This window comes from Rhizobium sp. WSM4643 (genome assembly GCF_025152745.1).
In the GTDB taxonomy this organism is placed as follows: Bacteria; Pseudomonadota; Alphaproteobacteria; order Rhizobiales; family Rhizobiaceae; genus Rhizobium; species Rhizobium leguminosarum_I.
The window spans coordinates 2,994,361-3,018,739 of sequence record NZ_CP104040.1; the positions used below are offsets into that span (position 1 = coordinate 2,994,361).

The window sequence follows — 24,379 nt, forward strand, 5'->3', positions numbered from 1 at the left end:
TCGGCATGAGGGGTGGGGGAATGCCATTGGATTGGGACAAGCTGCGTATTTTTCACGCAGCTGCCGAGGCGGGTTCGTTCACGCATGCGGCGGATAAACTGCATCTGTCCCAATCCGCCATCAGCCGCCAGGTCAGCGCCCTGGAGCAGGATGTCGGCACCAAGCTGTTTCACCGCCATGCACGCGGCCTGATTCTGACGGAACAGGGCGAGTTGCTTTACCGCACCGCCCATGACGTGCTGCTGAAGCTCGAAACCGTGAAGATGCAGCTCACCGAGACGACCGAGACGCCATCCGGCAAGCTGCGCGTCACGACGACGGTCGGCCTCGGCCAGGGCTGGCTGACCGACAAGATCCAGGAATTCCTGCAGCTTTATCCCGATGTGCAGATCCAGCTGATCCTCGACAACGAGGAAGTGGATGTGAACATGCGTCATGCCGACTGCGCCATCCGCCTGCGCCAGCCGCAGCAATCCGACCTCATCCAGCGCAAACTCTTCACCGTGCACATGCACGTCTATGCGGCCCCGTCCTACATCAATCGTCATGGCGAGCCGCAAAAGGTCGAGGATCTCGACAGTCACCGCATCATCACCTTCGGCGAGCCGGCGCCAAGCTACCTGCTCGACGTCAACTGGCTTGAGGTCGCCGGTCGCTCGTCCGACAACAAGCGTATTCCGCATCTGCAGATCAACAGCCAGACCTCGATCAAACGCGCTGCCCTGCTCGGCATCGGCGTCGCCTGCCTGCCGGATTACATCGTCGGCCGCGACCCAGGCCTGATTCAACTGGCGATCAACGCCGACGTCCCTTCCTTCGACACGTATTTCTGCTATCCCGACGAGATCAAGAACGCCGCCAAGCTGAAGGCCTTCCGCGATTTCATCGTCAGCAAGGCCAGAAACTGGAACTTTTAAGCTTGGTTTTATTGAAGAATTGCCGACTATGCAGAACACGCATGACTGGCATGCACAAATGAGGGTTGCCGTTTGCCCATTAAACCACCATATCGCACACAGCTGATGCACATGGTGGCTTTTCCTCCCAGTTCCACCGCATTAGCTGTTCCCCTCTGGAGGTTTTTGACCTTCACACTTATAAGGGCCCTGGTTTTCCAGTGGCCCTCTTTTTTTGCCTTTCTTCGTCAACGAAATGCCGCACCGCAAAAAATTTGTGCGGCGCATAGCAGACATGCACAAAAAAGCATTGAAACCTGCTCAAGGAAGCACCATATCCACCTCAGCTGATGCACCTTGTGGTTTCTCTCCCAGTACCACCGCATTAGCTGTTCCCCTCTGGAGGTTTTTTGACCTTCACAATTATAAGGGCCCTGGTTTTCCAGTGGCCCTCTTTTTTTGCCCAAAATTTGCTCATTCAATAAAACCCATCGCCTCACGCCTCCGTGATTTGCATATCGAAGTCAGACGATCGATATATCGGTCAGAAACGATTTATAATTCGGCGAACCACGATGGATAAAGACGAAATTATCAAGGCGCTCGCCCATCCGACCCGGATGGACATTCTGAACTGGCTGAAAAATCCCGAGGAGCATTTCCCCTCGCAGGAGCATCCTTTTGAAATGGGCGTCTGCGCCAGCCAGTTCGAGCGCTGCGGCCTGTCACAGTCGACGGTCTCGGCCCATCTCGGCACGCTGCATCGCGCCGGCCTCGTCACCACCAAACGCGTCGGCCAGTGGATCTTTTACAAGCGCAACGAAGAAACCATCGCCGCCTTCCTCAAGCAGCTGACGCAGGACCTCTAGAATGCCTCTCGCCCTCCTCGTTCTTGCCTTGAGCTCGTTTGCGATAGGCACCACCGAATTCGTCATCATGGGTCTGTTGCCGGAGGTTGCCGCCGATCTCTCGGTCAGCATCCCGCAGGCCGGATGGCTGGTGACCGGTTATGCCCTTGCGGTCGCGATCGGGGCACCTGTGATGGCGATTTCGACCGCGAAGCTGAAGCGCCGCACCGCCCTGATTGCGCTGATGGCCTTCTTCATCGCCGGCAACCTGCTTTGCGCACTGGCGAGCGACTATTGGGTGCTGATGATCGCCCGTGTCGTGACGGCACTTTGCCACGGCGCCTTTTTCGGCATCGGCTCGGTGGTCGCCGCCGGCCTCGTTGCCGAAGACCGAAAGGCCCGCGCCGTCGCGCTGATGTTTACCGGCCGGACGCTTGCGAATGTTCTCGGCGTGCCGCTCGGCACCGCGATCGGCCAAGCCTATGGCTGGCGCGCCACCTTTGTCATCGTCACTGTCATCGGCATCGTCACCATATCAGGCCTGATCGTCATCCTGCCCAAGGATAAGCAGCAGGAAAACGGCAGCATTCTGCGTGAGATCGCAGCCCTGCGGAATGGCCGCCTGTGGCTGGCGCTCTCCACCACCGTTTTCTTCGCCGCCTCTATGTTCGCCCTCTTCACCTATATCGCGCCGCTGCTGCGCGACATCACCGGCGCGTCGCCGGAAGGCGTCACCTGGACGCTGTTCCTGATCGGCCTTGGGCTGACCATCGGCAACCTCGTCGGCGGCAAGCTTGCCGATTGGCGGCTCGGCGCAACGCTTGCCGGCGTCTTCGCCGCGATCGCCATCACTTCGATCGCCTTCAGCTATACGAGCCGCTTCTTCATCCCGGCCGAAATCACCCTCTTCCTTTGGGCGATGGCAAGCTTTGCCGCCGTGCCGGCGCTTCAGGTCGGCGTCGTCGGCTACGGCAAGGATGCGCCGAATCTCGTCTCCACGATCAACATCGGCGCATTCAACACCGGAAATGCGCTCGGCGCCTGGGTGGGCGGCCTCGTCATCGACGCCGGCTTCGATCTCACCCGCGTTCCGCTCGCCGCAGCCTTGATGGCCCTGATCGGCCTCGGCGCGACGGCGCTCACCTATCTCTCCGCCAGGGGCCGGGCCGCCCTCGCCCCTGCAGAGTGATCCTCCCGCAAAAGAAAGGACCATCATGGCCAAGCTTTTCGAACCCGCGAAAGTCGGCGACATATCAGTCAAGAACCGCGTCGTCATGGCGCCGCTCACCCGCAACCGCTCGCCGGGCGCAGTTCCTAACGACCTCAACGTCGAATACTACCGCCAGCGCGCCACAGCAGGCCTGATCATCACCGAAGCAACCGCGATCACCCATCAGGGCCAGGGATATGCCAACGTGCCTGGTCTCTACAGCAAAGAGGCTCTCGACGGCTGGAAGCGCGTCACCGACGCCGTTCACGCAGCCGGTGGCAAGATCGTCGTCCAGATGTGGCATGTCGGCCGCATCTCGCACACGACGCTGCAGCCGAACGATGGCAAGCCAGTTTCCGCGACCAATCGCATTGCCAAAGCCAAGACCTATCTGGTCAATGCCGACGGCACCGGCAGCTTTGCCGACACCTCCGAGCCGCGCGCGCTCGATACCGCCGAAATCCCCGGCATCATCGAGGATTACCGCAAGGCTGCCCGTGCGGCGATCGACGCCGGCTTCGACGGTGTCGAGATCCACGGCGCCAACGGCTACCTGCTCGACCAGTTCATCCGCGACGGTATCAATGACCGTACTGATGCATATGGCGGCTCGATCGAAAACCGCACCCGCCTGACCTTCGAAGTCGTCGATGCCGTGGTGAAGGAAATCGGCGCGGGCCGCACGGCGATCCGGATCTCGCCGGTGACGCCGTCAGGCGAAAGCTACGATTCCAATCCGCAGGCGACCTTCACCCATGTCGTCGAAGGCCTGGCCAAATACGATCTCGCTTATATCCATGTCATCGAAGGTCAGACCGGCGGCGACCGCGACTACAAGCAGGGCGACAATCCCTCCTTCGATTACAAGGCGCTGCGCCAGACTTATGAAGAGGCCGGCGGCAAGGCCGACTGGATGGTCAACAATGGCTACGATCGCGATCTGGCGATCGACGCTGTCGAAAGCGGCCGCGCCGATCTCGTCGCCTTCGGTAAGCCCTTCATCGCCAATCCCGATCTCGTCGAGCGCCTGGAACACAATCTGCCGCTCAACACGCCCGACCAGTCGACCTTCTACGGCGGCACCGGCAAGGGCTATATCGACTATCCCATCCTCGAAAAGGTCGCTTGAAGCTTTCACACGCGAACGCGAATCCCGCCGAAAGGCGGGATTTCCATTTTCGACGGGTTTTTGTAGGGTGCCGCCATGTTCGCTCCCTATCTTGACCGCTGGTCGCTAATATCAGACGGCGAGCCCATCATCACCCATTCAAGCCGCCTGCTCCCGGTCCTTTGGCGGGATAAGCCCGCTATGCTGAAAGTCGCGGCAGATATCGACGAACGATACGGCGCTCTTCTGATGCAGTGGTGGGACGGTGACGGCGCAGCCTATGTCTACGCCCATGAGGGCGACGCCGTGCTGCTGGAACGGGCGACGGGAAAACGCTCGCTGCTTGCCATGGCAATGAACGGCGAGGACGATGAGGCAAGCCGCATCCTCTGCGGCACGGCGGCACGGCTGCATGCGTCGCGCGAAAAACCACTTCCCGATCCCATCCCTCTCACCCGCTGGTTTCGGGATCTGGAACCGGCAGCGGGCAAGCATGGCGGCACGTTTGCCGATTGCTCGGTGATCGCCAACGTCCTCCTTGCCGATCAGCGTGATGTCACCATTCTTCACGGCGACATCCACCACGGCAACATCCTCGATTTCGAGGCACGCGGCTGGCTGGCGATCGATCCGAAGCGGCTTCATGGCGAGCGTGGCTTCGATTTCGCCAATATCTTCGCCAACGAGGAACTGCCTGTCATCACCGATCCCGCCCGTTTCCGCCGCCAGCTCGCCATCGTCTCAGCGGAGGCGAAGCTGGAGCCGAAGCGGCTGCTGCAATGGATCGCCGCCTATTCCGGCCTTTCCGCCGCCTGGTTCCTCGGTGATCCGAATATTCAGCAGGCAGAAACCGCCCTGACGGTCGCCCGGATCGCGCTGGCCGAACTCGAGAGCTAACCCGCGTTCTGCGACGGGTGCCCGATAAGGTCTGCCGCGGCTTGATGGTGCGATTCGGGCAGGCAGCCAAGTGCCACGAGCGAAGTCCTGACCGCTTCGTCGATCGGCGTCTGCGGCTCCTTGCCGAGTTCGGCCACAAGCCTGGTGTTCCGCATCCGCACCGGCAGCTTCCAGAGATAGCGCATCTCCTTGATCTCCCGCATCACCGGAACGAAGGGCGCCGCCAGCGGCACGATCCACCAAGGAAAGCCGCCGATCTTTGCTTTGCCGCCGGCGACGCGCTTGATTGCTTCGGCCATCTGCATGCCGTCCGCATCCCAGAAGCCCTCCATATGATAGACGGAGAAAGGCGGCAGCCGATCGGCCCGCTCGATGAGCTGGGCGATGGTTTCCGCCATGTCTGGCAGGTAGGCCCATTGATGACCGATGCCGCGCCGACCCGGGTTCCTGATCGTGGCGACGGGCTTGCCTGGGGTCACGAGACCGGACGAAAACCAGCTGTTGGCCGTCGTGCCTGGACCGAAGAAATCCCCTGCCCTGACGATGATGGCGCCGGCGCCGGACTGCGAGGCCGCCTTCAGCCGCTCCTCCATTTCGACGCGGATCGCCCCCTTCTTCGTCGTCGGATGCTGCGGGCTTTCTTCCGTCGGCGTCGGCAGGGCATCGGGACCAAAATTATAGATGTTGCCCGGCAGCACGATTCGCGCGCCGACGGCGCGAGCAGCGGCGATGGTATTGTCGAGCATCGGCAGCACCAGCGTTTCCCAGTCGCGGTAGCCGGGTGGGTTGACGGCATGGACGATAAGGCCGACGCCTTCAGCCGCCTTCAGGACGTCGCCGGCATTCATCGCATCGCCCTGCATCCAGTCGAAGGCTGGCTCGTTCCTCGACACCTTGGCGGCATCACGATTGAGCGCCCGGATGCGCCAGCCGCGCGCAAGCAGCCTGCGGGCAACCGCGCCGCCGATACCGCCGGTGGCGCCGAGAACGAGGGCCGTCGTTTTCATTTCGCTATTCATGACAATCATCTCCTTCGATTGGATGAGAGGATCATGCCATCAGAGGGAGATAAACGAAATTGACGAAAGAAGTGCATCTGCTATACGAAAATACATGAACTCCGAACCGAGCTGGGATTTCTACCGCAGTTTCCTGACCGTGCTCCAACAGGGATCGCTGTCGGCCGCCGCCCGCGAACTGGGGCTGACCCAGCCGACCATAGGCCGCCATGTCGACGCACTGGAACTGGCGATCGGCGCCGAACTCTTCACCCGCTCGCCGAATGGGCTGCTGCCAACCGACGCCGCACTGGCGCTGAGGCCTTACGCCGAGACGCTGGCGGCAACCACGGCCGCCCTTTTACGCACCGCATCCGGCCAGCGCGAGCGCGTGGCTGGAACGGTCAGGATCAGCGCCAGTGAGGTCATCGCCGTCGAAGTGCTGCCCGGAATTCTCGGACCGCTGCAGGAAACCTATCCCGAATTGCAGATCGAGCTCTCGGCATCCGATACGATCGAGGACCTGGTGAACCGCGAGGCCGATATCGCCGTGCGCATGGCCGAGCCGCAGCAGACTGCACTCGTCGTGCGCCGCATCGGCGATATCCCGCTCGGCTTTCACGCCCATCGCCGCTATCTCGAACGATACGGCATTCCGCAAACCCTGGCTGACCTCGCAAACCACCGCCTCATCGGCTTCGACCGGCAGACGGCCTATGTCCGTATGGTGATGAAACGCTATGCGGTGCCTGGCATCGAATTCTCCTTCCGCTCCGACAACAACCTCGCCCAGCTTTCGGCGATCCGTGCCGGCGTTGGCATCGGCATCTGCCAGACAGGACTCGCGCGCGAAAATCCCGACCTGGTTCACATCCTGCCTGATGCCTTCAGCCTACCGCTCGGCACGTGGGTGGCAATGCATGAGAGCCTGAAGTCTTCGCCGCGCTGCCGCGCTACCTTTGACGTATTGGTCAAGGGGCTTCAGGACTATCTCCGATATTCGACCAGCGCATAATCGCAAAAATCAGAATCGATTTTCGCAAAGAATCATGCGCAAATTTCGAAGCAATAGAGCCTCCTTAACGCGTCTTATCGGACGCGCACCCCGGCGGGATGCAAATGACAAAGCACCATGCGGTTGAACTCGTGCCCTGCGATCCGCGATGGCCGCAAGCCTTTCAGCGTATCCGCGGCAAGCTTCTAACCTTGCTGCCGCAGGCGCTCGCCATCGATCACATCGGCAGCACGTCCATACCGGGCATGATGGCCAAGCCGCTTATCGACATCGACATCGTTCTTCCCGGCCTCGAGCATATCGAGGACGCCACACGCGTGCTTCTGGCCGAAGGCTACGAGCCGCGCGGCAATCGCTATGACGACGATGTCTGGGCTTTTCTATCGAGAGGTTCGGTGCCGGCGGAACGGGTCTACCTTTGCCCTTCCGGCAACGGCACGCATCGAAACAGGCTGGCTTTCCGGGATTATCTCATCGCGCATCCGCAAGCGGCAGCCGATTATGCCGCGCTCAAAAGCAGGCTGGCAGCCGAATTCCGGATGGACGGCGACCGCTATACTGCGCACAAGCGCGAATTCGTCGATGCGATCGTCGCGCGGGCATTGACGGGCGATGGTTAGCTTCAGATGCCTTGCGAGGCTTCGGCTGTACGGTCCTTCCACAAGCCGTCCACCACCTCGGTTTCCGGCCGATCGCCGCCCTCGGCATATTCCTCATGCCATTTGCCGTTCTCGTCCTGCCAACTGATCTCGGCGGAATCGCCGCCGACCTGCTGTTCGGCCGCGACGATGCGTGCAGCTTCGAGCGCCTCGGCATGGGTCGGGAATGCCTCGGAATAGACACCTCCCAGCCTGTAGGCCCAGCCGCCGTCATGCGGCACGACTTCATAGACCACCTTGATCATGCATCCGTCTCCTCATCTTCTTGTTGCGCATCCGCACGCTTCCGGACAGGATCCGGATCATCGCGGCCGCTTGACGAGAATTCGAGGACGCCGCGATCTGCTTTCCGGCCCCGATGACGTTCAGTATTCCATTAAACGCCGAAGACTGCAAATGGCACTCGACCGCGGCTTTCTTGATAGGCGAAATCAGTGACTTAGATAAAATGTATGAATCTGAACAGGAGCAGAGGCTTGGGGATCGCGTCACGCCTTAAAGAGGAAAAGTTTCTGGTCGCCGCACTTGTCGTTGCAGTGATCGCCTATCTCTTGGAACACGCAGTGATCGAGATGGGGCGCGGCGTCGCGCTGGTTGCCGCCGCGGCCCTGGTCGGCACCATCGTGCTCGCCTCGATCCGCGTTGCCCATCATGCCGAGCTGCTCGCCGTCAAGGTCGGCGACCCCTACGGCACGATGATCCTGACGCTCTCGGCCGTTGCCGTCGAAGTCATCATCCTCGCCATTATGATGAGCGGCGAGAGCTCGCCGACGCTGGTGCGCGACACGATCTATTCGGCCCTGATGCTCGATATCAACGGCATTCTCGGCCTGGCCGCCCTGCTCGGCGGCCTCAAGCATGGCGAACAGCCCTATAACGACAATTCCGGCAAGACTTACGGCGTGATGATCCTCACCGCGATGGGCATCTCGATGATCGTGCCGGAATTCGTGCCCAGCGACAAATGGCACTATTATTCCGCCTTCACCATCGCCGCGATGATCGCGCTTTACGGCCTCTTCCTGCGCATGCAGGTTGGCCAGCACAGCTATTTCTTCAGCTACAGTTACCCGCGCTCCGAACGAAAGAAGGAAAGTCCCGACGAGCATGGCGACGACGAGTCGGCCGCGATCTCGATCGCCACCATTCTCATCGGCGTCGTCATTATCGGCCTGCTGGCGGAGTTCATGGCGGCCTTCATGACCGAAGGCCTGCGCGATAGCGGCGCGCCGATCGCCGTGACCGCCGTGGTCGTCGCAGCGATTTCGGCCGCACCCGAGATCCTGACCGCATTAAGGGCGGCACTCAGGAACCGCATGCAGGCGACGGTCAACATCGCCATGGGCGCCTCGCTGTCGACGGTCATCTTGACCGTGCCCGTGATGGAAGCGATCGCGCTCTATACCGGCCAGCCCTTCATCATGGCGATGACCCCGGTGCAGACGGTGATGGTGGCGGTCACGCTGATTGCCGCCGCGATCAACCTCAACGACGGCGAGACCAACGCTATCGAGGGCATGACGCATTTCATCCTCTTCGCCACCTTCGTCATGCTGACCGCGCTGGGGCTTTGAAGGCTCCCGCCCCCGCCCCGCGGAGGAAGGGAAAGCACAGTCTGTTTAGGCGGGCTGTTGGGCGAAGAGCATGCGTTCGCGGGCTGCGAACCATTCCTCGGCGTAATCGTCGTTCTTGTATTCCTCGAAATACGGCCCGCCATCGGTGAAATGGACGTTCTTGGCGTCTTCGCAGTAGTCGTATTCATTGACGAGGTAATTCCACGTCACCGGCAATTCGCCGATGAGCTCTTCATTCTCCAGCCATTTGAACTGATGCAGTTGCAGCCCGGTCGCGGTATTGACGTAGTCGGGCGTCAGTGCGCGGCATTCGTCATTGTTGAAGAGGATGAAGCTCGACCAGTTCTTCTTTTCGTACTTGGTCTGCGCCTGCCCGAGGAACTTGGTGTCGATCTTCGGCTGGTAATCATGTTTGACGCACATGACGGCGTAACGCTCGTCGCGCAATGCCCAAAGCTCGGCGATATCGGCACGCATCAGCATGTCGCAATCCATGAAGATGCTCCAGCCCTCGTAACCGCTCAGATAGGGCGTCAGGAAACGCGAGAAGGAGAACTCCGTGGATTGCAGCGCGTTGCGCTGGCGGGTGAAAATCCCGCCAAGATTGGAGAGCGCAATGGGCGAGAACTCGACCGGAATCGACGACTTCTCGATGATGCTCTGCACGAGAACGTGGTAGGCAACCACTTCCTTGGGATCGAATCCCACGAAAATTCGGACGTTCTGTTGTTCCATTGTCCACCTCGATCGCCAGTATAGAGAGATGAATTGATTGGTATCGGAAACAGCATTTTTGGCCACCCACGCCTGTAAGCAAAGGCCTGCGACAGTCATCCTTTCGACTTATCGAGAAAACGCTGCTTGCGGGTTTTCGGTTTGAACCGCCGAAAGAAATTGTCGACGGCGCGGATGAATTTGGTGACGGACATCAGCCTGTCGATCTGGCTATTCGTATTGTCGAGCCGCTCCGACAAGACCTCGGCCGCAGTCATCGCGATCTCAACCGGCGGCACCTCAGGAAACCGTTTGGCGAGCGCCGAATAGGGGCTGGCATCGACGCCGCCCAGCATGGAGATCGACCCCATGCGAGCAAAGAGACGCAGAAAGATCTGCTCGAACGTCCAATCGTGCACGTCGAACACCTTCCACTTCTCACTCCGCTTCGCCGAAAAGCCGGCAAGCAGGATATTGCCCGGCAGCTGCAGATCGGCGAGCCACAGCGCTACCGCAAAGCCGCTCGTCGCGATCTTGCCGATCGGATAGAGATCGGCGAGCATTTGTGTCAGATCAAGGTGACGGGCCTCAGCGCCTTCGAAGCAGCTCTTTTCGCTGAGATTTTCCTCGACGGAGACCCGGATGTTGACGACGCCGAGGAAATCGTCGCCGCCAAAGAAGCGCAAGACATCCGCCGCTTCGCGCCGATGGACGATATGGGCGCCCATGACGTCGCTGCGGGCAACCAGCATGGAATGGCCGACGAAGGGTTCGTCGAGCACCTTATAGACCTTGTTGAAGAAGACGTAGAGCGCCGTCTCCGGCAATTCGCTCCGCAGCCGTTCGAGATCGACCGCCTCGCTGTTTGCGACCAGCACGACATGGGAATAGCCCGACAACAGCGCCTTCCACGCTTCCGGCGTCAAGAAATTGAAGCCTCCGTCCGGAGCGGTCGTAGCCTTGTTATCGCTAGGGATTGCTTCCATATCGGCTCACATGCACTTTCCAAGGACGACGCGGTCCGCCCGACTAGCTGTTGCTGAAATAGGCGCGCATCCGGGCAAGCCGCGTCAGCCCGCCGATCTGCTTTCCCACATGCGAGAGGAAGCCCGCCACTCGGTCCGTCATCGACGGTTGCCTGCAGAAAGACGCCCAGGGTGTGTTGCGAAGATCTTCGGCATAACGATTGGCCATCCGCCGGTGCACCCAGGGCACGGTGGCCTGCCACGGCTTTTTCCGGCCGGTGAAATGAAAGATGGCCGGCCGATCGACGAAGGGCAGCAAGCCCGTCTGTGTATTCCAGCGCGGATCGAGCACCAGCCAGTCGCGGTCGAACGTGACGTTCAACGCATCCTGGTCATTGTTCTCGAACAGATGCGACCGCTCCTCGAAGATTTCCCGGGTCCTGGCGAAAAGCCCCCTCGCCCGGCAGACGGACCAGTCGAACAGCAGTACGCCGGCATTGAAGTAGCGGCCGCCCTGGCCCATGCCGATCTTGCGCTGCCGCGCCCCGGCCTTCTCGGGAAAGGCCATGACATAGTCGTCGACCGCAGCAAGCGCCTTGCCCTGCAGATCCATCGCGAAGAGATCGTCGACCGGCGCAACCGTAAGCACATCGGCATCGAGATAGAGCAGCCGCTCGACATGATCGGGAATGTACAGATCCATGTAGAGCCGCGCCAGCGTCGCCCCCGACCAGCGACCCCGCGCTTGCAGCGCCGTATCCGGCGTATTGTAGGGCAGCACCCTGATCGCCATGTCGTGCAGCCGCGCGAAATTTCCGACCTCGGCGATCTCGTTCGGCTTGAGGTCGATGCCGAGAAGCAGGAACTCAACAGTGGAACCTGAGAGATTGCGCTTGACCGAAAGCAGGGTGCAGCAGGCGGCCGGCAGCATGTTGACATCCGAACAGACGATCACGGCACTCTGCTGCAAAATCCCAGCCCCCCGAAGCGGCAATTTAAACTTGATGCCGGATATCTAGTTGGTTTGATGCCAACCCGCAACCGCAGATCACCCGCCGGACCGTCGCTCTGCGTCACGTTTTGAATCGGATTTCAACGACTTGCAAGGCAAAGCGGATTCAGATGAGGAGCATATTGAATCGGAACGTGAACTTAGAGCCGCAGCGCCAATGGATGATCGACGAGCAGCCGGTCCACTGTCGCAAGCTGCAGCCCCTCGACCTTGCATTGCGCAAGCAGCAAGCGATCGAAGGGATCGCGCGTCTCCGGCTCGGGGTTGGCGGCGGTGATGACGTGCGCGATATCGATGGGCAGGATCGTCAGCCCGGTCTCCCCGAGATAAACGGGAATGGTCTCGAGGGGCAATCCGGGCTGCAATTTTCCAAGCCTTGTCTTGATGGCAATTTCCCAGAGGCTGGCGACGCTGACGAAACCGATGGCGGCACCGTCCGAAAGCACCCGCTCGACACGCGGAAAACGCTCCGCCAGTTTCTTCTGGGCAATTGCAATCACCATGTGCGTGTCAAGCAGCAGACGCATGATCACGGCAGCGGCTTGAGAAGAAAATCTTCCGGCAAAGGATCGTCGAAGTCGTCGGCGATATACATCTCCGTGCGGGTGATACCCTTGGAACGAAGATAGGCTTCACCGGCCTCCAGGTTCAAACCGCCGCGTTTTTGATGCGGCACGAGATCGAACACCGGCCGGCCGTTGCGTGTCACGACAATGGTTTCACCTTCCTCGACCTCACGGGCGAGTTCGGTCAGGCGGTTCTTCGCATCGCGGATCGAGACGGTCTTCATGATGCCAAATGTAGCTACATGCGGCTACATCGTCAATGTCAGCGCAATTGAAAAAGGCCCGCCGTCACCGGCAGGCCCTCAATCGGCGTTACAGTAAGCCGCTTACTTGCAAGCGCCGCAGAAGCGCTGGATGCGGCGGCAGGCTTCATCGAGCAGCTCTTCCGAAGTCGCGTAGGAGATGCGGAAGTTCGGGCCAAGACCGAAGGCCGAACCGTGAACGACGGCAACGCCTTCCGTTTCCAGAAGTTCGGAAACGAAATCCTCGTCCGTCTCGATGACCTTGCCCGACGGCGCCGTCTTGCCGATCAGGCCGGCGCAGGACGGATAGACATAGAAGGCGCCTTCCGGCACCGGGCAGACAATGCCCTTGGCCTGGTTCAGCATCGAAACGACGAGATCGCGACGGCCTTCGAAGATCTTCTTGTTCGCAGGGATGAAATCCTGCGTGCCGTTCAGCGCTTCGACAGCCGCCCACTGGGCGATCGACGTCGCACCGGAGGTCTGCTGCCCCTGGATCATGTCCATGGCCTTGATGAGTTGGATCGGACCGGCCGCATAGCCGATGCGCCAGCCGGTCATCGCATAGGCCTTGGAGACGCCGTTCATCGTCAGCGTGCGGTCGTAAAGCTTCGGCTCGACTTCCACAGGCGTGACGAACTTGAAGTCGCCATAGGTCAGGTGCTCGTACATGTCGTCGGTCAGCACCCAGACCTGCGGATGCTTCATCAGCACATCCGTCAGCGCCTTCAGCTCGTCCTGCGTATAGGCCGCCCCCGTCGGGTTGGACGGCGAGTTGAAGATGAACCACTTGGTCTTCGGCGTGATCGCCTTTTCGAGATCGGCCGCCTGGAGCTTGAAGTTATGCTCCTGGGTGGCCGAAACGAAAACCGGCGTGCCGCCGCACAGCGCCACCATCTCAGGATAAGAAACCCAGTAAGGCGCCGGGATGACGACTTCGTCGCCGGGATTCAGCGTTGCCATGAAGGCGTTGAAAAGGATCTGCTTGCCGCCGGTGCCGACGATCGTCTGCTCCCAGGAATAGTCGAGGCCGTTCTCGCGCTTGAACTTGGCGGCGATCGCCTTGCGCAGCTCGGGAATGCCGGAGACCGGCGTGTACTTCGTTTCGCCGCGGTTGATCGCGTCGATGGCGGCCGTCTTGATATTATCGGGCGTATCGAAATCCGGCTCACCTGCGCCGAGACCAATGACGTCACGTCCTTTTGCTTTCAGCTCGCGCGCTTTCTGGGAGACGGCGATGGTGGCTGAAGGCTTCACACGGGAAAGAGCATCGGCAAGGAAAGCCATGATAACGGTCCTAATGGTTGAAACGGGCAGAAAGCCGGGACCGGAGTTCTGCGGTTAGCTCTATGTCCAATGTATGACGGCATTTCAAGCGGAAAGGCGTCATGGTGGCATGATTCTTATTGATCGGTTCGCCGCACCGCCTGTCTAGCACGCCGCCCCCTTCGGAGAGGCCTATGTCACGTGGTTGAAACACCATGCGCAGATCTTGAATCAATCTCTGAGGTCGTCCGGATTTATCCTCTCAAATCAGTGGCATCGTCGAATTCGGCCATTGCCATGAATAAGCCGCAACAAATGCCGCGCCACGCCGCAATTCCGTCGCGAGCGCGCCGAGATCGAAGCCGCATCATCCGGCATCCGAAATTGGTTATTGAGGGTATGCCAATGTTTCTGGAAGATGAGTTTGCCATCAGGCGCATGCGCATGCGTCGGATCTCCATTTCATGTCTCGTTGCCATCACCGCTTTTGCCGCCTGCATCACCGCGATGCTGGGGCTTGCCTCCGCCGCTCGCGCCGATGCGCAGCCGGCATCCGGCCAACTCGCGGCTCTTGTCCGGCCGAACGACGTCAACAGAGGCTCGCTGCTCTTTCCGTCGAAGGAACCGGGCTTCTATGTCGAAGCGCCGCGGCTGAACACCGATGTCGCCATCGATGTCTCCGGCCCGATCGCCAGGGTAAAGGTGACGCAGCGCTTCCAAAATCCGAGCCAGGGCTGGGTCGAGGGCACCTACGTTTTCCCGTTGCCGGATAATTCCGCCGTCGACGCGCTGAAAATGCAGATCGGCGAACGTTTCATCGAAGGCCAGATCAAGCCTCGCCAGGAAGCCCGTGAGATCTACGCGCAGGCCAAGGCCGAGGGCAAGAAGACGGCGTTGCTCGAACAGCAGCGGCCGAACATCTTCACCAACCAGGTCGCCAATATCGCTCCCGGCGAAACCATCGTCGTCCAGATCGAATACCAGCAGACGATCCACCAGTCGGGCGGCGAGTTCTCGCTGCGCTTCCCGTTGGTCGTCGCCCCGCGCTACAATCCGCCGCCGATCGTCCAGACCGTCGAGTTCAACAACGGCGCCGGTTTTGCCACGCCGCGCGACCCCGTGGAAAACCGGGACAAGATCGAAGCCCCCGCGCTTGATCCGCGTGAGAACGCAAGGATCAATCCGGTTTCGCTGACCGTAGACCTCAAGGCCGGTTTCCCGCTCGGCGACGTCAAATCTTCCTTCCACGCGGTCGATATCAGCCAGGACGGCGACCAGGCGAGGACGATCAGCCTGAAGGCGGAAACCGTTCCCGCCGATAAGGATTTTGAGCTCACCTGGAAGGCCGCTCCCGGCAAGATGCCGAGTGCCGGCCTCTTCCGCGAAGTGATTGATGGTAAGACCTATCTGCTCGCCTTCGTCACCCCGCCCACGGCCCCGGATACGGCAGCGCCGCCGGCAAAACGCGAGGTGGTCTTCGTCATCGACAATTCCGGCTCCATGTCCGGTCCCTCGATCGAGCAGGCAAGGCAGAGCCTGGCGCTTGCCATCTCCAAGCTGAACCCCGGAGACCGCTTCAACGTCATCCGTTTCGACGATACGATGACCGATTATTTCAAGGGTCTCGTCGCAGCCACCCCTGACAATCGCGAAAAGGCGATCGCCTATGTCAGAGGCCTGACCGCTGACGGCGGCACGGAAATGCTGCCTGCCTTGCAGGCTGCGCTGCGCAACCAGGGACCGGTCGCAAGCGGAGCGTTGCGCCAGGTCGTATTCCTGACGGATGGTGCGATCGGCAACGAACAGCAGCTTTTTGAGGAAATCACCGCGAACCGAGCCGATGCCCGCGTCTTCACCGTCGGCATCGGCTCGGCACCGAACACCTATTTCATGACCAAGGCCGCCGAAGTCGGCCGCGGCACCTTCACGGCGATCGGCTCGACCGATCAGGTGGCAAGCCGCATGGGCGAGCTTTTCGCTAAGCTGCAGAACCCAACCATGACCGATATCACCGCCACCTTCGAAGGCATCGAGGCCGAGGATATCACGCCGAACCCGATGCCGGACCTCTACAGCGGCGAGCCGGTCGTGCTGACCGCGCAGCTGCCTGACGATCAGCCCGCCGGCAAGCTGCAGATCATCGGCAAGACAGGCGACCAGCCGTGGCGCGTCGAAATGGATATCGCCAATGCCGCCAACGGCAACGGCATCTCCAAGCTCTGGGCGCGGCGCAAGATCGACGATTTCGAGGCGCGCGCCTATGAACGTCAGGATCCGGCCGCGCTCGACAAGGATATCGAGACCGTGGCGCTCGCCCATCATCTCGTCTCTCGCGTCACCAGCCTGGTTGCCGTCGACGTCACTCCGTCTCGTCCGGTCGACCAGCCACTCGGCTCAACCAAGCTGCCGCTCAACCTGCCGGAAGGTTGGGACTTTGATAAGGTCCTCGGCGAAACCCCTGCTCCTCTTGGCGGCACGGAGCGCCATGGCTCGGCTACGCCGACAGGAAACCCCGGATCGGTGCAGGCTGCGGCCGAAACACGGGAGCTCGCCGCGTCGCCTGAGATCGCAAACATGATGGCCGCAGCCCCGACCGCCAAAGCGGCCACCATGATCGCGCAAAAAAGCACGACCGTGAACCTGCCGCAGACGGCGACGCGCGCCGACGAGCAGATCATCCGCGGTCTGACCATGCTGCTCGTGGCGCTGACGGCGGCAAGCGGGCTTGCCGTGTGGCGGCGACGCCTAAAGGGCATTATTGCTGTCGGGGTCAAGCGAAATGGTCTCTAGGCTCTCCGCAAGCCAGAATGAGGAAGCGGCCGAATTCGAGCCGCTTCCGACCTATCTGGAACTCGCCATGGCCGCCGCTACGGCCTATGATCGACCGAAGATGCGCCAGAAGAAGGGTTTCTTCCTCTGGCGCCTTTCCTCAATCGAAAAAGCAATTGCCTTTGCCATCGCCGGCCTTGCCCTCTATGGCCTGGCGCTGATGGGTGACGGCTTCCTGCTGAAGGTGAAGGCAGAGCTTTCCCAGGTTCTGCTGAAACGCGCCTTCGCTGCCGAATTGCGGGGCGAAGAAACAAAACCCTGGCCCTGGGCGGATTTTACCACCGAGGCCAAGGTGCGCGCCCCGCGCCTCGGCAAGGAGGCGATCGTGCTCTCCGGCGCCTCCGGCGAGGCTCTCGCCTTCGGTCCGGCCTGGCTCGCCAATACGCCGCAACCGGGCGAGGAAGGCACCTCCGTCATCGCTGCCCATCGCGACACGCACTTCCGCTGGCTGCAATATATAAGGCCCGGCGATACGATCGAGGTCACTCGCCGCGACGGCAAACTATTGACCTTCAAGGCCGGCGAGGGCCGCATCGCCCCGTGGGATGCCAACGGCATCGATCCCTCCTCCGATGGCCGCCGCCTGGTGCTGACCACCTGCTGGCCCTTCAATGCCACCGAACGCGGGCCGCTGCGCTACATCCTTGAGGCAGAATTGGTCGACGACCAGGCGACGGGATCGGTTCAACCGGTAAACACAAAGCCGTTATTGCAGGTCGAATGAGGGTTGAAGCCCTCCCCTGCCCGCTCCACGTTCAACCTGGAGAGACCACAGGGAAGCAAGATGAAGAGAATATCCGCCTTCCATTTCGCCACAGCGCTGGTCCTGTTCGGCACCGTATCGGCGGATGCAGCCGACACCATCAAGACGCAGGATCTCGCAGTGCGGATCGACAAGCTCGCCGACCACCTCGAACATCCCTGGGCGGTCGAGGTCTTGCCCGACGGGGCGTATCTCGTGACCGAGCGGCCTGGCCGCATGCGCATCGTCCGCGACGGCAAGGTTTCAGGCCCGATCGGCGGCGTGCCCAAGGTGAGCGCCCGTGGTCAGGGAGGCCTGATGGATGTGGCGCTCGCTCCGGACTTTGCGACATCCAGAAAGCTCTATTTCACCGCCGCCATCGCCAACAGCCAGGGCTCCGGCACCGAGGCCTTCAGCGCCATGCTTTCAACTGACGAAAAGACGCTCCATGCCGTGACGCCTGTTTTCACCATGCGGCGCTTCACGCCAGGCAACATCCAGTACGGTTCGCGCATCGCGATTGCCCGCGACGGTTCGCTGTTCATCAGCGTCGGCGACCGTGGCGACCGCGACCGCTCGCAGGACTGGCAGGACGATGCCGGATCGATCATCCACATCAATGCCGACGGCAGCATCCCTGCAGACAATCCGTTCAAAGACGGCGGCAAGGCGCTGCCGGAAATCTGGTCGAAAGGCCACCGCAACCCGCAGGGCATCACCTTCGACGCCAAGGATGGCAAGCTCTATACCGCAGAGCACGGCGCGCGCGGCGGCGACGAGATCAACCAGCCCGAGGCCGGCAAGAATTACGGCTGGCCGATCATCACCTATGGCCGCGACTATTCGGGCGCCGAAATCGGCGAAGGCACCGCCAAGGAAGGGCTGGAACAGCCGCTGCATTATTGGGATCCTTCAATTGCGCCCGGCGCGCTCGCCGTCTATCGCGGCGCCATGTTCCCGGAATGGGACGGCAATTTCCTCGTCGCGGCGCTGAAGTTCCAGCTGCTCTCGCGCATGCAGCGTGACGATAGCGGCGCCTTTGTTGCCGAAGAGCGCCTGTTCGAGGGCGAATACGGCCGCATCCGCGACGTTGTCATCGCACCCGACGGTGCGCTGCTGATGGTGACGGACGAGGATAACGGCGCGCTGCTCAGGGTCTCAAGAGCGCGAGCCCGTAACGGCTGAGCGATCACAACGCGCCGCGCAGCTGCTTGCGGATGACGAACTTCAGCCCGGACCAGATCTCGTCGACGGCGCAGACCTTGACGTCGACCAGACCGGTTGGGAGCAGAACCGCCCGCACTACGTCCTCCGTGATGTCAGTCGGCACGCGTGAACTCTTCTTCGGCCAGGATATCCAGACCATGCCGTCCCGCCTCAAGACACGGAAAAGCGCTGGCGCAACAGCCTCCAGCGCCGGCCGTTCGGTCGTAAACAGATGCACATAGTCAAACGCACGCTGAGGCGTCTCGGGAAGCACGCGGACGACCGAAGCAAAACCGTCGAAGCCATAGATGTCACCGATCGTTTCCGGAATGCCGAGAAGAGCGGCGGTCTGCCCGTGTGCAAGGCCGAGTTTCCTGACAAGCGGCGTGCGGGAATAACCTGCCGTACTAGGCGCCGCCGCATCGCCGGCCGGCTTCCGTTCCTCGTGTCGCATGCATTCATCTCCGTCAACCGACACGAAGTCTTCACCCTTGCCGAAAGGAAACGCAACTGCTAACCGCTTGGGCACATCTCCCTTCCCCATTGAGGACGACATGACGCGCGTTCAGGCGAACCTCCTCCTATTGCTTGCAGCCGCCATCTGGGGCGGCGGCTTCGTCGCGCAGTCGACGGCGATGAAGGCGATCGGCCCCTTCTGGTTCATCGGCCTGCGCTTTGCCGTCGCCACCCTGGCCGTGCTGCCTTTTGTCCTTTTCGAAGCGCGCAAGGCAACGGAGAAGACAAGCGCGCGCCATGCCAAGCTCTACATCCTGATCGGCCTTGCCCTTTTCGGCGGTGCAGCCACGCAGCAGGTCGGACTGCAGACGACGACGGTGACGAATTCCAGCTTCATCACCGGCCTCTACGTCGTTTTCGTGCCGCTGATCGCCGTGTTCTTCCTGCGCCGTGCTCCGCACTGGATCATCTGGCCGGGCGCGCTGATGGCGATCACCGGCATCTACCTTCTGTCCGGCGGCCATCTCTCGGCGATGGCGCCTGGCGATCTGCTGACCGTCGTCTGCGCCGTCTTCTGGGCGATCCAGATCACCCTTGCCGGCACGACCGTTTCGGAGACCGGAAGGCCGCTCGCGCTCTCCGCCGTGCAATTCGCCGTCACCGCGGTCTGGGCGCTGGCCGTTGCCGCAGCCGTCGAACCGGTCAGCCTTTCGGCGATACAGGCCGCGGCGCCGGAGATCCTTTATGTCGGTATCTTCTCCTCCGGCGTGGCTTTCGTGCTGCAGGTGATCGGCCAGCGCTACACGACGCCCTCGCAGGCAGCGATCTTTCTTTCTTCCGAAGCGCTCTTCGGTGCCTCACTTGCAGCCCTGCTGCTCGGCGAAACGATGCCGGCAACAGGTTATGCAGGTTGCGCGCTAATGTTTATCGCTATGCTTGTGGTCGAGCTTGTGCCCGGGTTCACCCGGCGGCGCCTGCCAGCCGCGTGATCACCCGTCCAGATATGGGCGAGTCACCCATCGGAAAAAAAATTATCCGATGCGGGAGACGCGTTGGCGTTGCATTTTTGGGAAAATCTGCTCGGAACTTATATTGCCGACGATATAAAACGTTAATCATTCCCTGTCGACGAAGGAAATTTTGCGTTTTTGCGCAAATTGGAGATCGACAGGGGTGTGCCCGGAACGACACGTTAAAAAACTTTTGCTTGCCAAAATCCTTTAAACGCAGCACTCTCAGCGCGTTCGGGCATTTTGCGAGCATGGGAAGTCCTTAAGTATTTGCGCGCCGGGAACGCTAATATTCCGGTCAGCCGGTTCCGAAAATGGCGGGAGAAACTCCTACCTGGAACAGGCCGAGGTAGAGGGGACCTTTTTCTCAAATTTCAAGAATTGCCTGCCAACACCTCCCGCAAGGGGGCAATGCTATGATGCTGCCCGTGTGGATGGCGGGCAGAGAGAAAAGGACCTGACGCATGGCAGAGACTGGCACTGTAAAATTCTTCAATACCGACAAAGGCTTCGGCTTCATCAAGCCGGACCGGGGCGGCGCTGATATCTTCGTTCACATTTCTGCCGTTCAGGCCTCTGGCCTGGCCGGTCTGACGGAAAACCAGAAGGTAAGCTTCGACACGGAGCCGGATCGCCGCGGCAAGGGCCCGAAGGCCGTCAATCTGCAGATTGCGGGCTGAACCCTTAACAAGGCTGGCGAGTTCGAGTTGAAGCCCGGCAGCAATGCCGGGTTTTGTCGTTCAGCCTTCGTTCAGCTACAAATCTGTACGACTGTGACCATCGAGAAAGGGACCGGCTTTCGGTTCCCGGGATTAGGATTTACACTTATGAACAGGCTCGCCAAGACCCTTCTGCTGACGGCAACCGCTGCTGCACTCACGCTTTCCGCCATTGGTGAAGCGTCGGCCGGTGACCGCCACTGGCGCCACGATAATCATCACGGCAACAACGATGCGTGGGTCGGCGGCGCCGTTGGGCTGGCCACCGGCCTGATCGTCGGCTCTGCCATTGCCAATGCCAATAACGGTCCGGGTTACGAAGAGCGCCGCTACATCGATCCGGCCTATGAGCCTGATTACTACGAGCCCGCTCCGGTCTATCGCGCCCCGCGTCGTGTTTATGTCGAGCAGCCGCAATATGTCGAGCAGCCGCGATACTATGCGCCGGTTCGCACGGCGGTAGAACCCTGGTCGCCGCAATGGGAGCGCTACTGCTCTTACCGCTACCGCTCCTTTGATCCGCGCAGTGGCACCTATATCGGCAATGACGGCCGCAGCCACTTCTGCACCGCCGGCTGATTGCACGACAATCCCTGCTACAAAGCGCCGCTTCTCAGCGGCGCTTTTGTTTTTTGCCTCGTCAACCGGCCTCCTTTTCCCAAGGCATCGGTCCTGCCTCGGCATCCGGCTCAAAATCGGTCGAGACGCTGACGGCGCGCCATTCACGATCGGCCTCGATACGCGCCGCATCCGCTTTCTCGACATTGCGCACGGCATCGCTGCCGAGCAGCAGCCTGAGCGGCGGCTCGTCGAGACCGGCAATGTGGATGACGACCGCAGCCGCTTTGGCGGGATCGCCGGGTTGGCGGCCGTTGTACGCATGCTGGAAGCGCGCCGTAACGCCGACCGTCTCTGCATAGTCCTGCCGCCCTTCGGCAAGCACCGTCGAGGAGCCGGCGAAATCGGTCCTGAAGCCGCCGGGCTCGATCACCGTCACCTTGATCCCGAATGGCGCTACCTCCTTCGCCAGCACCTCGGAAAAGCCCTCAACACCGAATTTCGCCGCCGAATAGGCGCCGCGCCCGGCAGGTCCGATCCGGCCGCCGACGGATGAGAACTGGATGATGTGCCCCGCTCCCTGCCCGCGCATCAGGGCGATAACTGCCTTGGTCATGATGATCGTGCCGAACAGGTTGGTCTCGATCTGGGCGCGAAAATCGGCAAGGCTAGTATCCTCGATCGAGCCCACATTGCCGTAGCCGGCATTGTTGACAAGCACGTCGATGCGCCCGAACCGCTTCACACTCGCCTCGATTGCCGCCGCTGCCGCCGCATCGTCAGTCACGTCAAGCGCCAGCGTCAGCACCTGATCGCCATACTGCTCGTAAAGATCGGCAAGCTGGCCGGGATCGCGCGCCGTCGCCACCAGATTGTCGCCGGAGGCCAGAACCGCCTCCGCCAGCGCCCGGCCGAGACCGCGCGAACTCCCTGTTATCAACCAGACCCTGGGCATCGGAAACCCTCCTTCTGTGGTTCCCGGCCCATGTATGGTCTACTGTATCCGATTGAAAGAAGGTACCCATACGATCTATACACACCTTGAGGTAACTGACGTGAGCAGCGACATGTTCGATTTCTGCAGCAGCATGACCGACGAGCAGGATGCGCGGGCCCGCGAACTGATCGAACGGGCGGCGGCGAAATGGCCGCTGCGCATCCTGCATGTGCTCTCCGATGCCGGCGCACCCCTGCGCTTCTCGCGCCTTATGGAGAGGGTCGAGGGCATCAGCCAGAAAGTGCTGACGCAGACGCTGCGCACCCTCGAAAGAGATGGCCTCATCATCCGCACACTCTATCCCGAAGTGCCGCCGCGCGTCGAATATGAGTTGACGCCGCTCGGACGCGACCTTCTCATGCAAGTCGCCGCGCTCTGGCGCTGGATCGTCGAACACCTGGACGATTTCGATGCACGCAAAGCCGTGAAGCTGACGGCGGCCCGTGCCTGAAGCGCGTCGCGATCTTTCAAACCGCTGCACAGTTTTGCGCGACATGTTTAGGCCGGAATGCGGACCGTTGCCCTCAGTCCACCGAGCGGGCTGTCGCCGAGCGTGACGTTGCCGCCATGGCTGCGGGCGATGTCTCGGGCGATCGCAAGGCCGAGGCCGGTGCCCGACGCATCGAGATTACGCGCCGTATCTAGCCGGAAGAATGGCTTGAACACGTCCTCGCGATTCTTTTCCGGAATGCCCGGCCCGTCATCGTCGAAGATGACGGTCAGCCATTTGGCATTATGCTTGGCCTCGATGTCGAGCCTATCCGCGTAACGACGCGCGTTCGAGGCCAGGTTGGTGACGAGACGCATGAAGGCGTTCGGCCGGACGGATATGTCGTCATCGCCTTCGATGGAATAGCTGAATTTTTTACCATGCAGGGCGAAATCGGATTCCAGCTTCGCAAAGATCTCGCTGAGTTTGAGTTCGCCGACATCCTCTTCGACCTCGCCGCGCGCAAAGGCCATATAGGCTTCCAGCATGGTCTGCATGTCGTTGACGTCGTCATTCAGACCATGCAGGTCGGGATTGTCGCCGGCGAGCGCCAATTGCAGCTTGAAGCGGGTGAGGATGGTGCGCAGATCATGGCTGACACCGGAGAGCATCGCGGTGCGCTGCTCGATCTGCCGTTCGATTCGCTCGCGCATCAGGATGAAGGCAAGACCGGCACGCCTGACCTCGTCGGCGCCGCGCGGATAGAAATCATCAGGCTTCTGCCCCTTGCCGAAACTTTCAGCCGCTCGCGCCAAGGTGAGGATCGGCCGGATCTGCCCGCGCAGGAAGAGGATCGAGATGCCGATCAGCACCAGTGAGGTGCCGACCATCCAGACGATGAAGATATGGGTGTTCGACGCATAGGTCTGGCTGCGCTTGGTCAGCACCCGCAGGATCTTGTTGTCGAGTTTGATGCGGATCTCGACGAGGTTCGAGTTGCCGACCGTGTCGATCCAGAAGGGCCGGTGAATCTCGTCGGTGATCTCGTCGCTGAGGATGCCGTCGAGGATCGAGAAGAACGGCTTGACGCGCGGTGGCGGCAGGTCGCCGTCCGGCTCGATCGAGATCTGCAGGCTGAGTTGGTCGCGGGCGATACGGATGATCTCGCTATAATCCGAATTTTGCGGATAGGTCTCGATGATCTCGATGATCGCGGCGATGTCACGGGTGACGGCAAGCGACAGCCGCTCCGTCACCATTTGCCAGTGGCGCTCCATGAAGACGGCGGCGACGACGGATTGCAAGAGCACCATCGGAATGATGATGATCAGCAACGAGCGCGCGTAAAGTCCGGTCGGCAGCCGGCGGCGCAGCCAGCGGACGACCCAGCGCCAGCCCGGCGCAGAAGTGCGGTCTTCCCGCCGCAAGCTGTCGATCGTCACCATCAGCGCCGGTCCCGAAC

General features: G+C 61.0%; 26 protein-coding genes. 15 read left to right on the top strand and 11 right to left on the bottom strand.

The annotated features are described in order from the left end of the window. The first annotated feature begins 20 nt into the window (after positions 1–20). The 5 genes from N1937_RS15090 (at position 21) to N1937_RS15110 (ending at position 4,959) form a co-directional block, all read left to right on the top strand. Entirely contained in the window at positions 21–917 is an 897-nt protein-coding gene (locus N1937_RS15090; protein ID WP_026154247.1) for a LysR family transcriptional regulator VtlR, read from the top strand. Positions 918–1,471: 554 nt separating this feature from the next. Then, positions 1,472–1,765, top strand: coding sequence for an ArsR/SmtB family transcription factor (locus tag N1937_RS15095; protein WP_011652911.1), 294 nt, complete (start codon positions 1,472–1,474; stop codon positions 1,763–1,765). Between the two features lies 1 nt (position 1,766). Then, entirely contained in the window at positions 1,767–2,933 is a 1,167-nt protein-coding gene (locus tag N1937_RS15100) for an MFS transporter (RefSeq protein WP_260056477.1), read from the top strand. A gap of 25 nt (positions 2,934–2,958) precedes the next feature. Next, a complete protein-coding gene (locus N1937_RS15105; protein WP_017965286.1) occupies positions 2,959–4,083 on the top strand; it encodes an alkene reductase in 1,125 nt (374 codons plus the stop codon). A gap of 75 nt (positions 4,084–4,158) precedes the next feature. Then, entirely contained in the window at positions 4,159–4,959 is an 801-nt protein-coding gene (locus N1937_RS15110) for an aminoglycoside phosphotransferase family protein (RefSeq protein WP_017965287.1), read from the top strand. Here N1937_RS15110 and N1937_RS15115 read toward each other — a convergent pair. Next, entirely contained in the window at positions 4,956–5,978 is a 1,023-nt protein-coding gene (locus N1937_RS15115; protein ID WP_017965288.1) for an NAD-dependent epimerase/dehydratase family protein, read from the bottom strand. The two genes, N1937_RS15110 and N1937_RS15115, sit on opposite strands and share 4 nt — an antisense overlap. 94 nt (positions 5,979–6,072) lie before the next feature. On the opposite strand from N1937_RS15115, the gene N1937_RS15120 reads away from it, so the two are divergent. Both N1937_RS15120 and N1937_RS15125 read left to right on the top strand, forming a co-directional pair. Continuing rightward, positions 6,073–6,972, top strand: a complete 900-nt coding sequence (locus N1937_RS15120) for a LysR family transcriptional regulator (protein WP_017965289.1) — start codon at positions 6,073–6,075, stop codon at positions 6,970–6,972. Positions 6,973–7,076: 104 nt separating this feature from the next. Continuing rightward, the gene (locus N1937_RS15125) at positions 7,077–7,592 is read left to right on the top strand and encodes a GrpB family protein (protein ID WP_017965290.1); all 516 of its coding nucleotides are present in this window, start codon (positions 7,077–7,079) and stop codon (positions 7,590–7,592) included. Positions 7,593–7,594: 2 nt separating this feature from the next. Here N1937_RS15125 and N1937_RS15130 read toward each other — a convergent pair whose 3' ends face one another. After that, entirely contained in the window at positions 7,595–7,876 is a 282-nt protein-coding gene (locus N1937_RS15130) for a DUF2188 domain-containing protein (RefSeq protein WP_017965291.1), read from the bottom strand. Positions 7,877–8,107: 231 nt separating this feature from the next. On the opposite strand from N1937_RS15130, the gene N1937_RS15135 reads away from it, so the two are divergent. Further along, the gene (locus N1937_RS15135; RefSeq protein ID WP_017965292.1) at positions 8,108–9,205 is read left to right on the top strand and encodes a calcium:proton antiporter; all 1,098 of its coding nucleotides are present in this window, start codon (positions 8,108–8,110) and stop codon (positions 9,203–9,205) included. A 45-nt stretch (positions 9,206–9,250) separates the two neighbouring features. On the opposite strand, the gene N1937_RS15140 is transcribed toward N1937_RS15135, so the two are convergent. From N1937_RS15140 to N1937_RS15165, 6 genes are all read right to left on the bottom strand, one after another. After that, positions 9,251–9,940, bottom strand: coding sequence for a glycosyltransferase (locus N1937_RS15140; RefSeq protein ID WP_170254847.1), 690 nt, complete (start codon positions 9,938–9,940; stop codon positions 9,251–9,253). Between the two features lie 95 nt (positions 9,941–10,035). Continuing rightward, positions 10,036–10,905 (bottom strand): 3-deoxy-manno-octulosonate cytidylyltransferase, encoded by an 870-nt coding sequence (locus tag N1937_RS15145; protein WP_260056478.1) that lies wholly within the window; start codon positions 10,903–10,905, stop codon positions 10,036–10,038. Positions 10,906–10,948: 43 nt separating this feature from the next. Further along, positions 10,949–11,839, bottom strand: coding sequence for a glycosyltransferase family 8 protein (locus tag N1937_RS15150; RefSeq protein WP_245268371.1), 891 nt, complete (start codon positions 11,837–11,839; stop codon positions 10,949–10,951). 197 nt (positions 11,840–12,036) lie between these two features. Further along, positions 12,037–12,423: a type II toxin-antitoxin system VapC family toxin gene (locus tag N1937_RS15155; protein ID WP_026154248.1), complete on the bottom strand. Its 387-nt coding sequence runs from the start codon at positions 12,421–12,423 to the stop codon at positions 12,037–12,039. 2 nt (positions 12,424–12,425) lie between these two features. Then, positions 12,426–12,686, bottom strand: a complete 261-nt coding sequence (locus N1937_RS15160) for a type II toxin-antitoxin system Phd/YefM family antitoxin (protein ID WP_011652922.1) — start codon at positions 12,684–12,686, stop codon at positions 12,426–12,428. A gap of 102 nt (positions 12,687–12,788) precedes the next feature. After that, positions 12,789–13,991, bottom strand: coding sequence for a pyridoxal phosphate-dependent aminotransferase (locus N1937_RS15165; protein ID WP_017965297.1), 1,203 nt, complete (start codon positions 13,989–13,991; stop codon positions 12,789–12,791). 384 nt (positions 13,992–14,375) lie between these two features. Between N1937_RS15165 and N1937_RS15170 the strand changes: the two genes are divergently transcribed. From N1937_RS15170 to N1937_RS15180, 3 genes are read left to right on the top strand one after another with little or no spacing between them, the layout of a single operon-like run. Further along, positions 14,376–16,760, top strand: coding sequence for a marine proteobacterial sortase target protein (locus tag N1937_RS15170; RefSeq protein WP_260056479.1), 2,385 nt, complete (start codon positions 14,376–14,378; stop codon positions 16,758–16,760). Beyond that, on the top strand, positions 16,750–17,523 hold the full coding sequence (locus tag N1937_RS15175; RefSeq protein WP_170254843.1) for a class GN sortase: 774 nt from the start codon (positions 16,750–16,752) through the stop codon (positions 17,521–17,523). The genes N1937_RS15170 and N1937_RS15175 overlap by 11 nt, the downstream gene beginning before the upstream one ends. Positions 17,524–17,583: 60 nt before the next feature. Further along, positions 17,584–18,726 (top strand): PQQ-dependent sugar dehydrogenase, encoded by a 1,143-nt coding sequence (locus tag N1937_RS15180; protein WP_260056480.1) that lies wholly within the window; start codon positions 17,584–17,586, stop codon positions 18,724–18,726. 4 nt (positions 18,727–18,730) lie between these two features. Here N1937_RS15180 and N1937_RS15185 read toward each other — a convergent pair whose 3' ends face one another. After that, positions 18,731–19,201 carry a DUF3052 domain-containing protein gene (locus tag N1937_RS15185; protein ID WP_260056481.1) on the bottom strand — a complete coding sequence of 157 codons (471 nt, stop codon included), beginning with the start codon at positions 19,199–19,201 and terminating at the stop codon, positions 18,731–18,733. A 100-nt stretch (positions 19,202–19,301) separates the two neighbouring features. Between N1937_RS15185 and N1937_RS15190 the strand changes: the two genes are divergently transcribed. The 3 genes from N1937_RS15190 (at position 19,302) to N1937_RS15200 (ending at position 21,511) form a co-directional block, all read left to right on the top strand. Beyond that, positions 19,302–20,192 (top strand): DMT family transporter, encoded by an 891-nt coding sequence (locus tag N1937_RS15190; protein WP_260056482.1) that lies wholly within the window; start codon positions 19,302–19,304, stop codon positions 20,190–20,192. A gap of 485 nt (positions 20,193–20,677) precedes the next feature. Then, on the top strand, positions 20,678–20,893 hold the full coding sequence (locus N1937_RS15195; protein ID WP_003561293.1) for a cold-shock protein: 216 nt from the start codon (positions 20,678–20,680) through the stop codon (positions 20,891–20,893). 147 nt (positions 20,894–21,040) lie between these two features. Further along, complete coding sequence (locus N1937_RS15200; RefSeq protein ID WP_026154250.1) at positions 21,041–21,511, top strand: BA14K family protein; 471 nt, start codon at positions 21,041–21,043, stop codon at positions 21,509–21,511. Positions 21,512–21,572: 61 nt separating this feature from the next. Here N1937_RS15200 and N1937_RS15205 read toward each other — a convergent pair whose 3' ends face one another. Further along, positions 21,573–22,445, bottom strand: a complete 873-nt coding sequence (locus tag N1937_RS15205) for an oxidoreductase (protein ID WP_162116537.1) — start codon at positions 22,443–22,445, stop codon at positions 21,573–21,575. 34 nt (positions 22,446–22,479) lie between these two features. On the opposite strand from N1937_RS15205, the gene N1937_RS15210 reads away from it, so the two are divergent. Beyond that, complete coding sequence (locus N1937_RS15210; protein ID WP_210254172.1) at positions 22,480–22,938, top strand: winged helix-turn-helix transcriptional regulator; 459 nt, start codon at positions 22,480–22,482, stop codon at positions 22,936–22,938. 47 nt (positions 22,939–22,985) lie between these two features. On the opposite strand, the gene N1937_RS15215 is transcribed toward N1937_RS15210, so the two are convergent. After that, positions 22,986–24,362, bottom strand: a complete 1,377-nt coding sequence (locus N1937_RS15215; protein ID WP_017965306.1) for an ATP-binding protein — start codon at positions 24,360–24,362, stop codon at positions 22,986–22,988. Between the last annotated feature and the right edge of the window lie 17 nt (positions 24,363–24,379).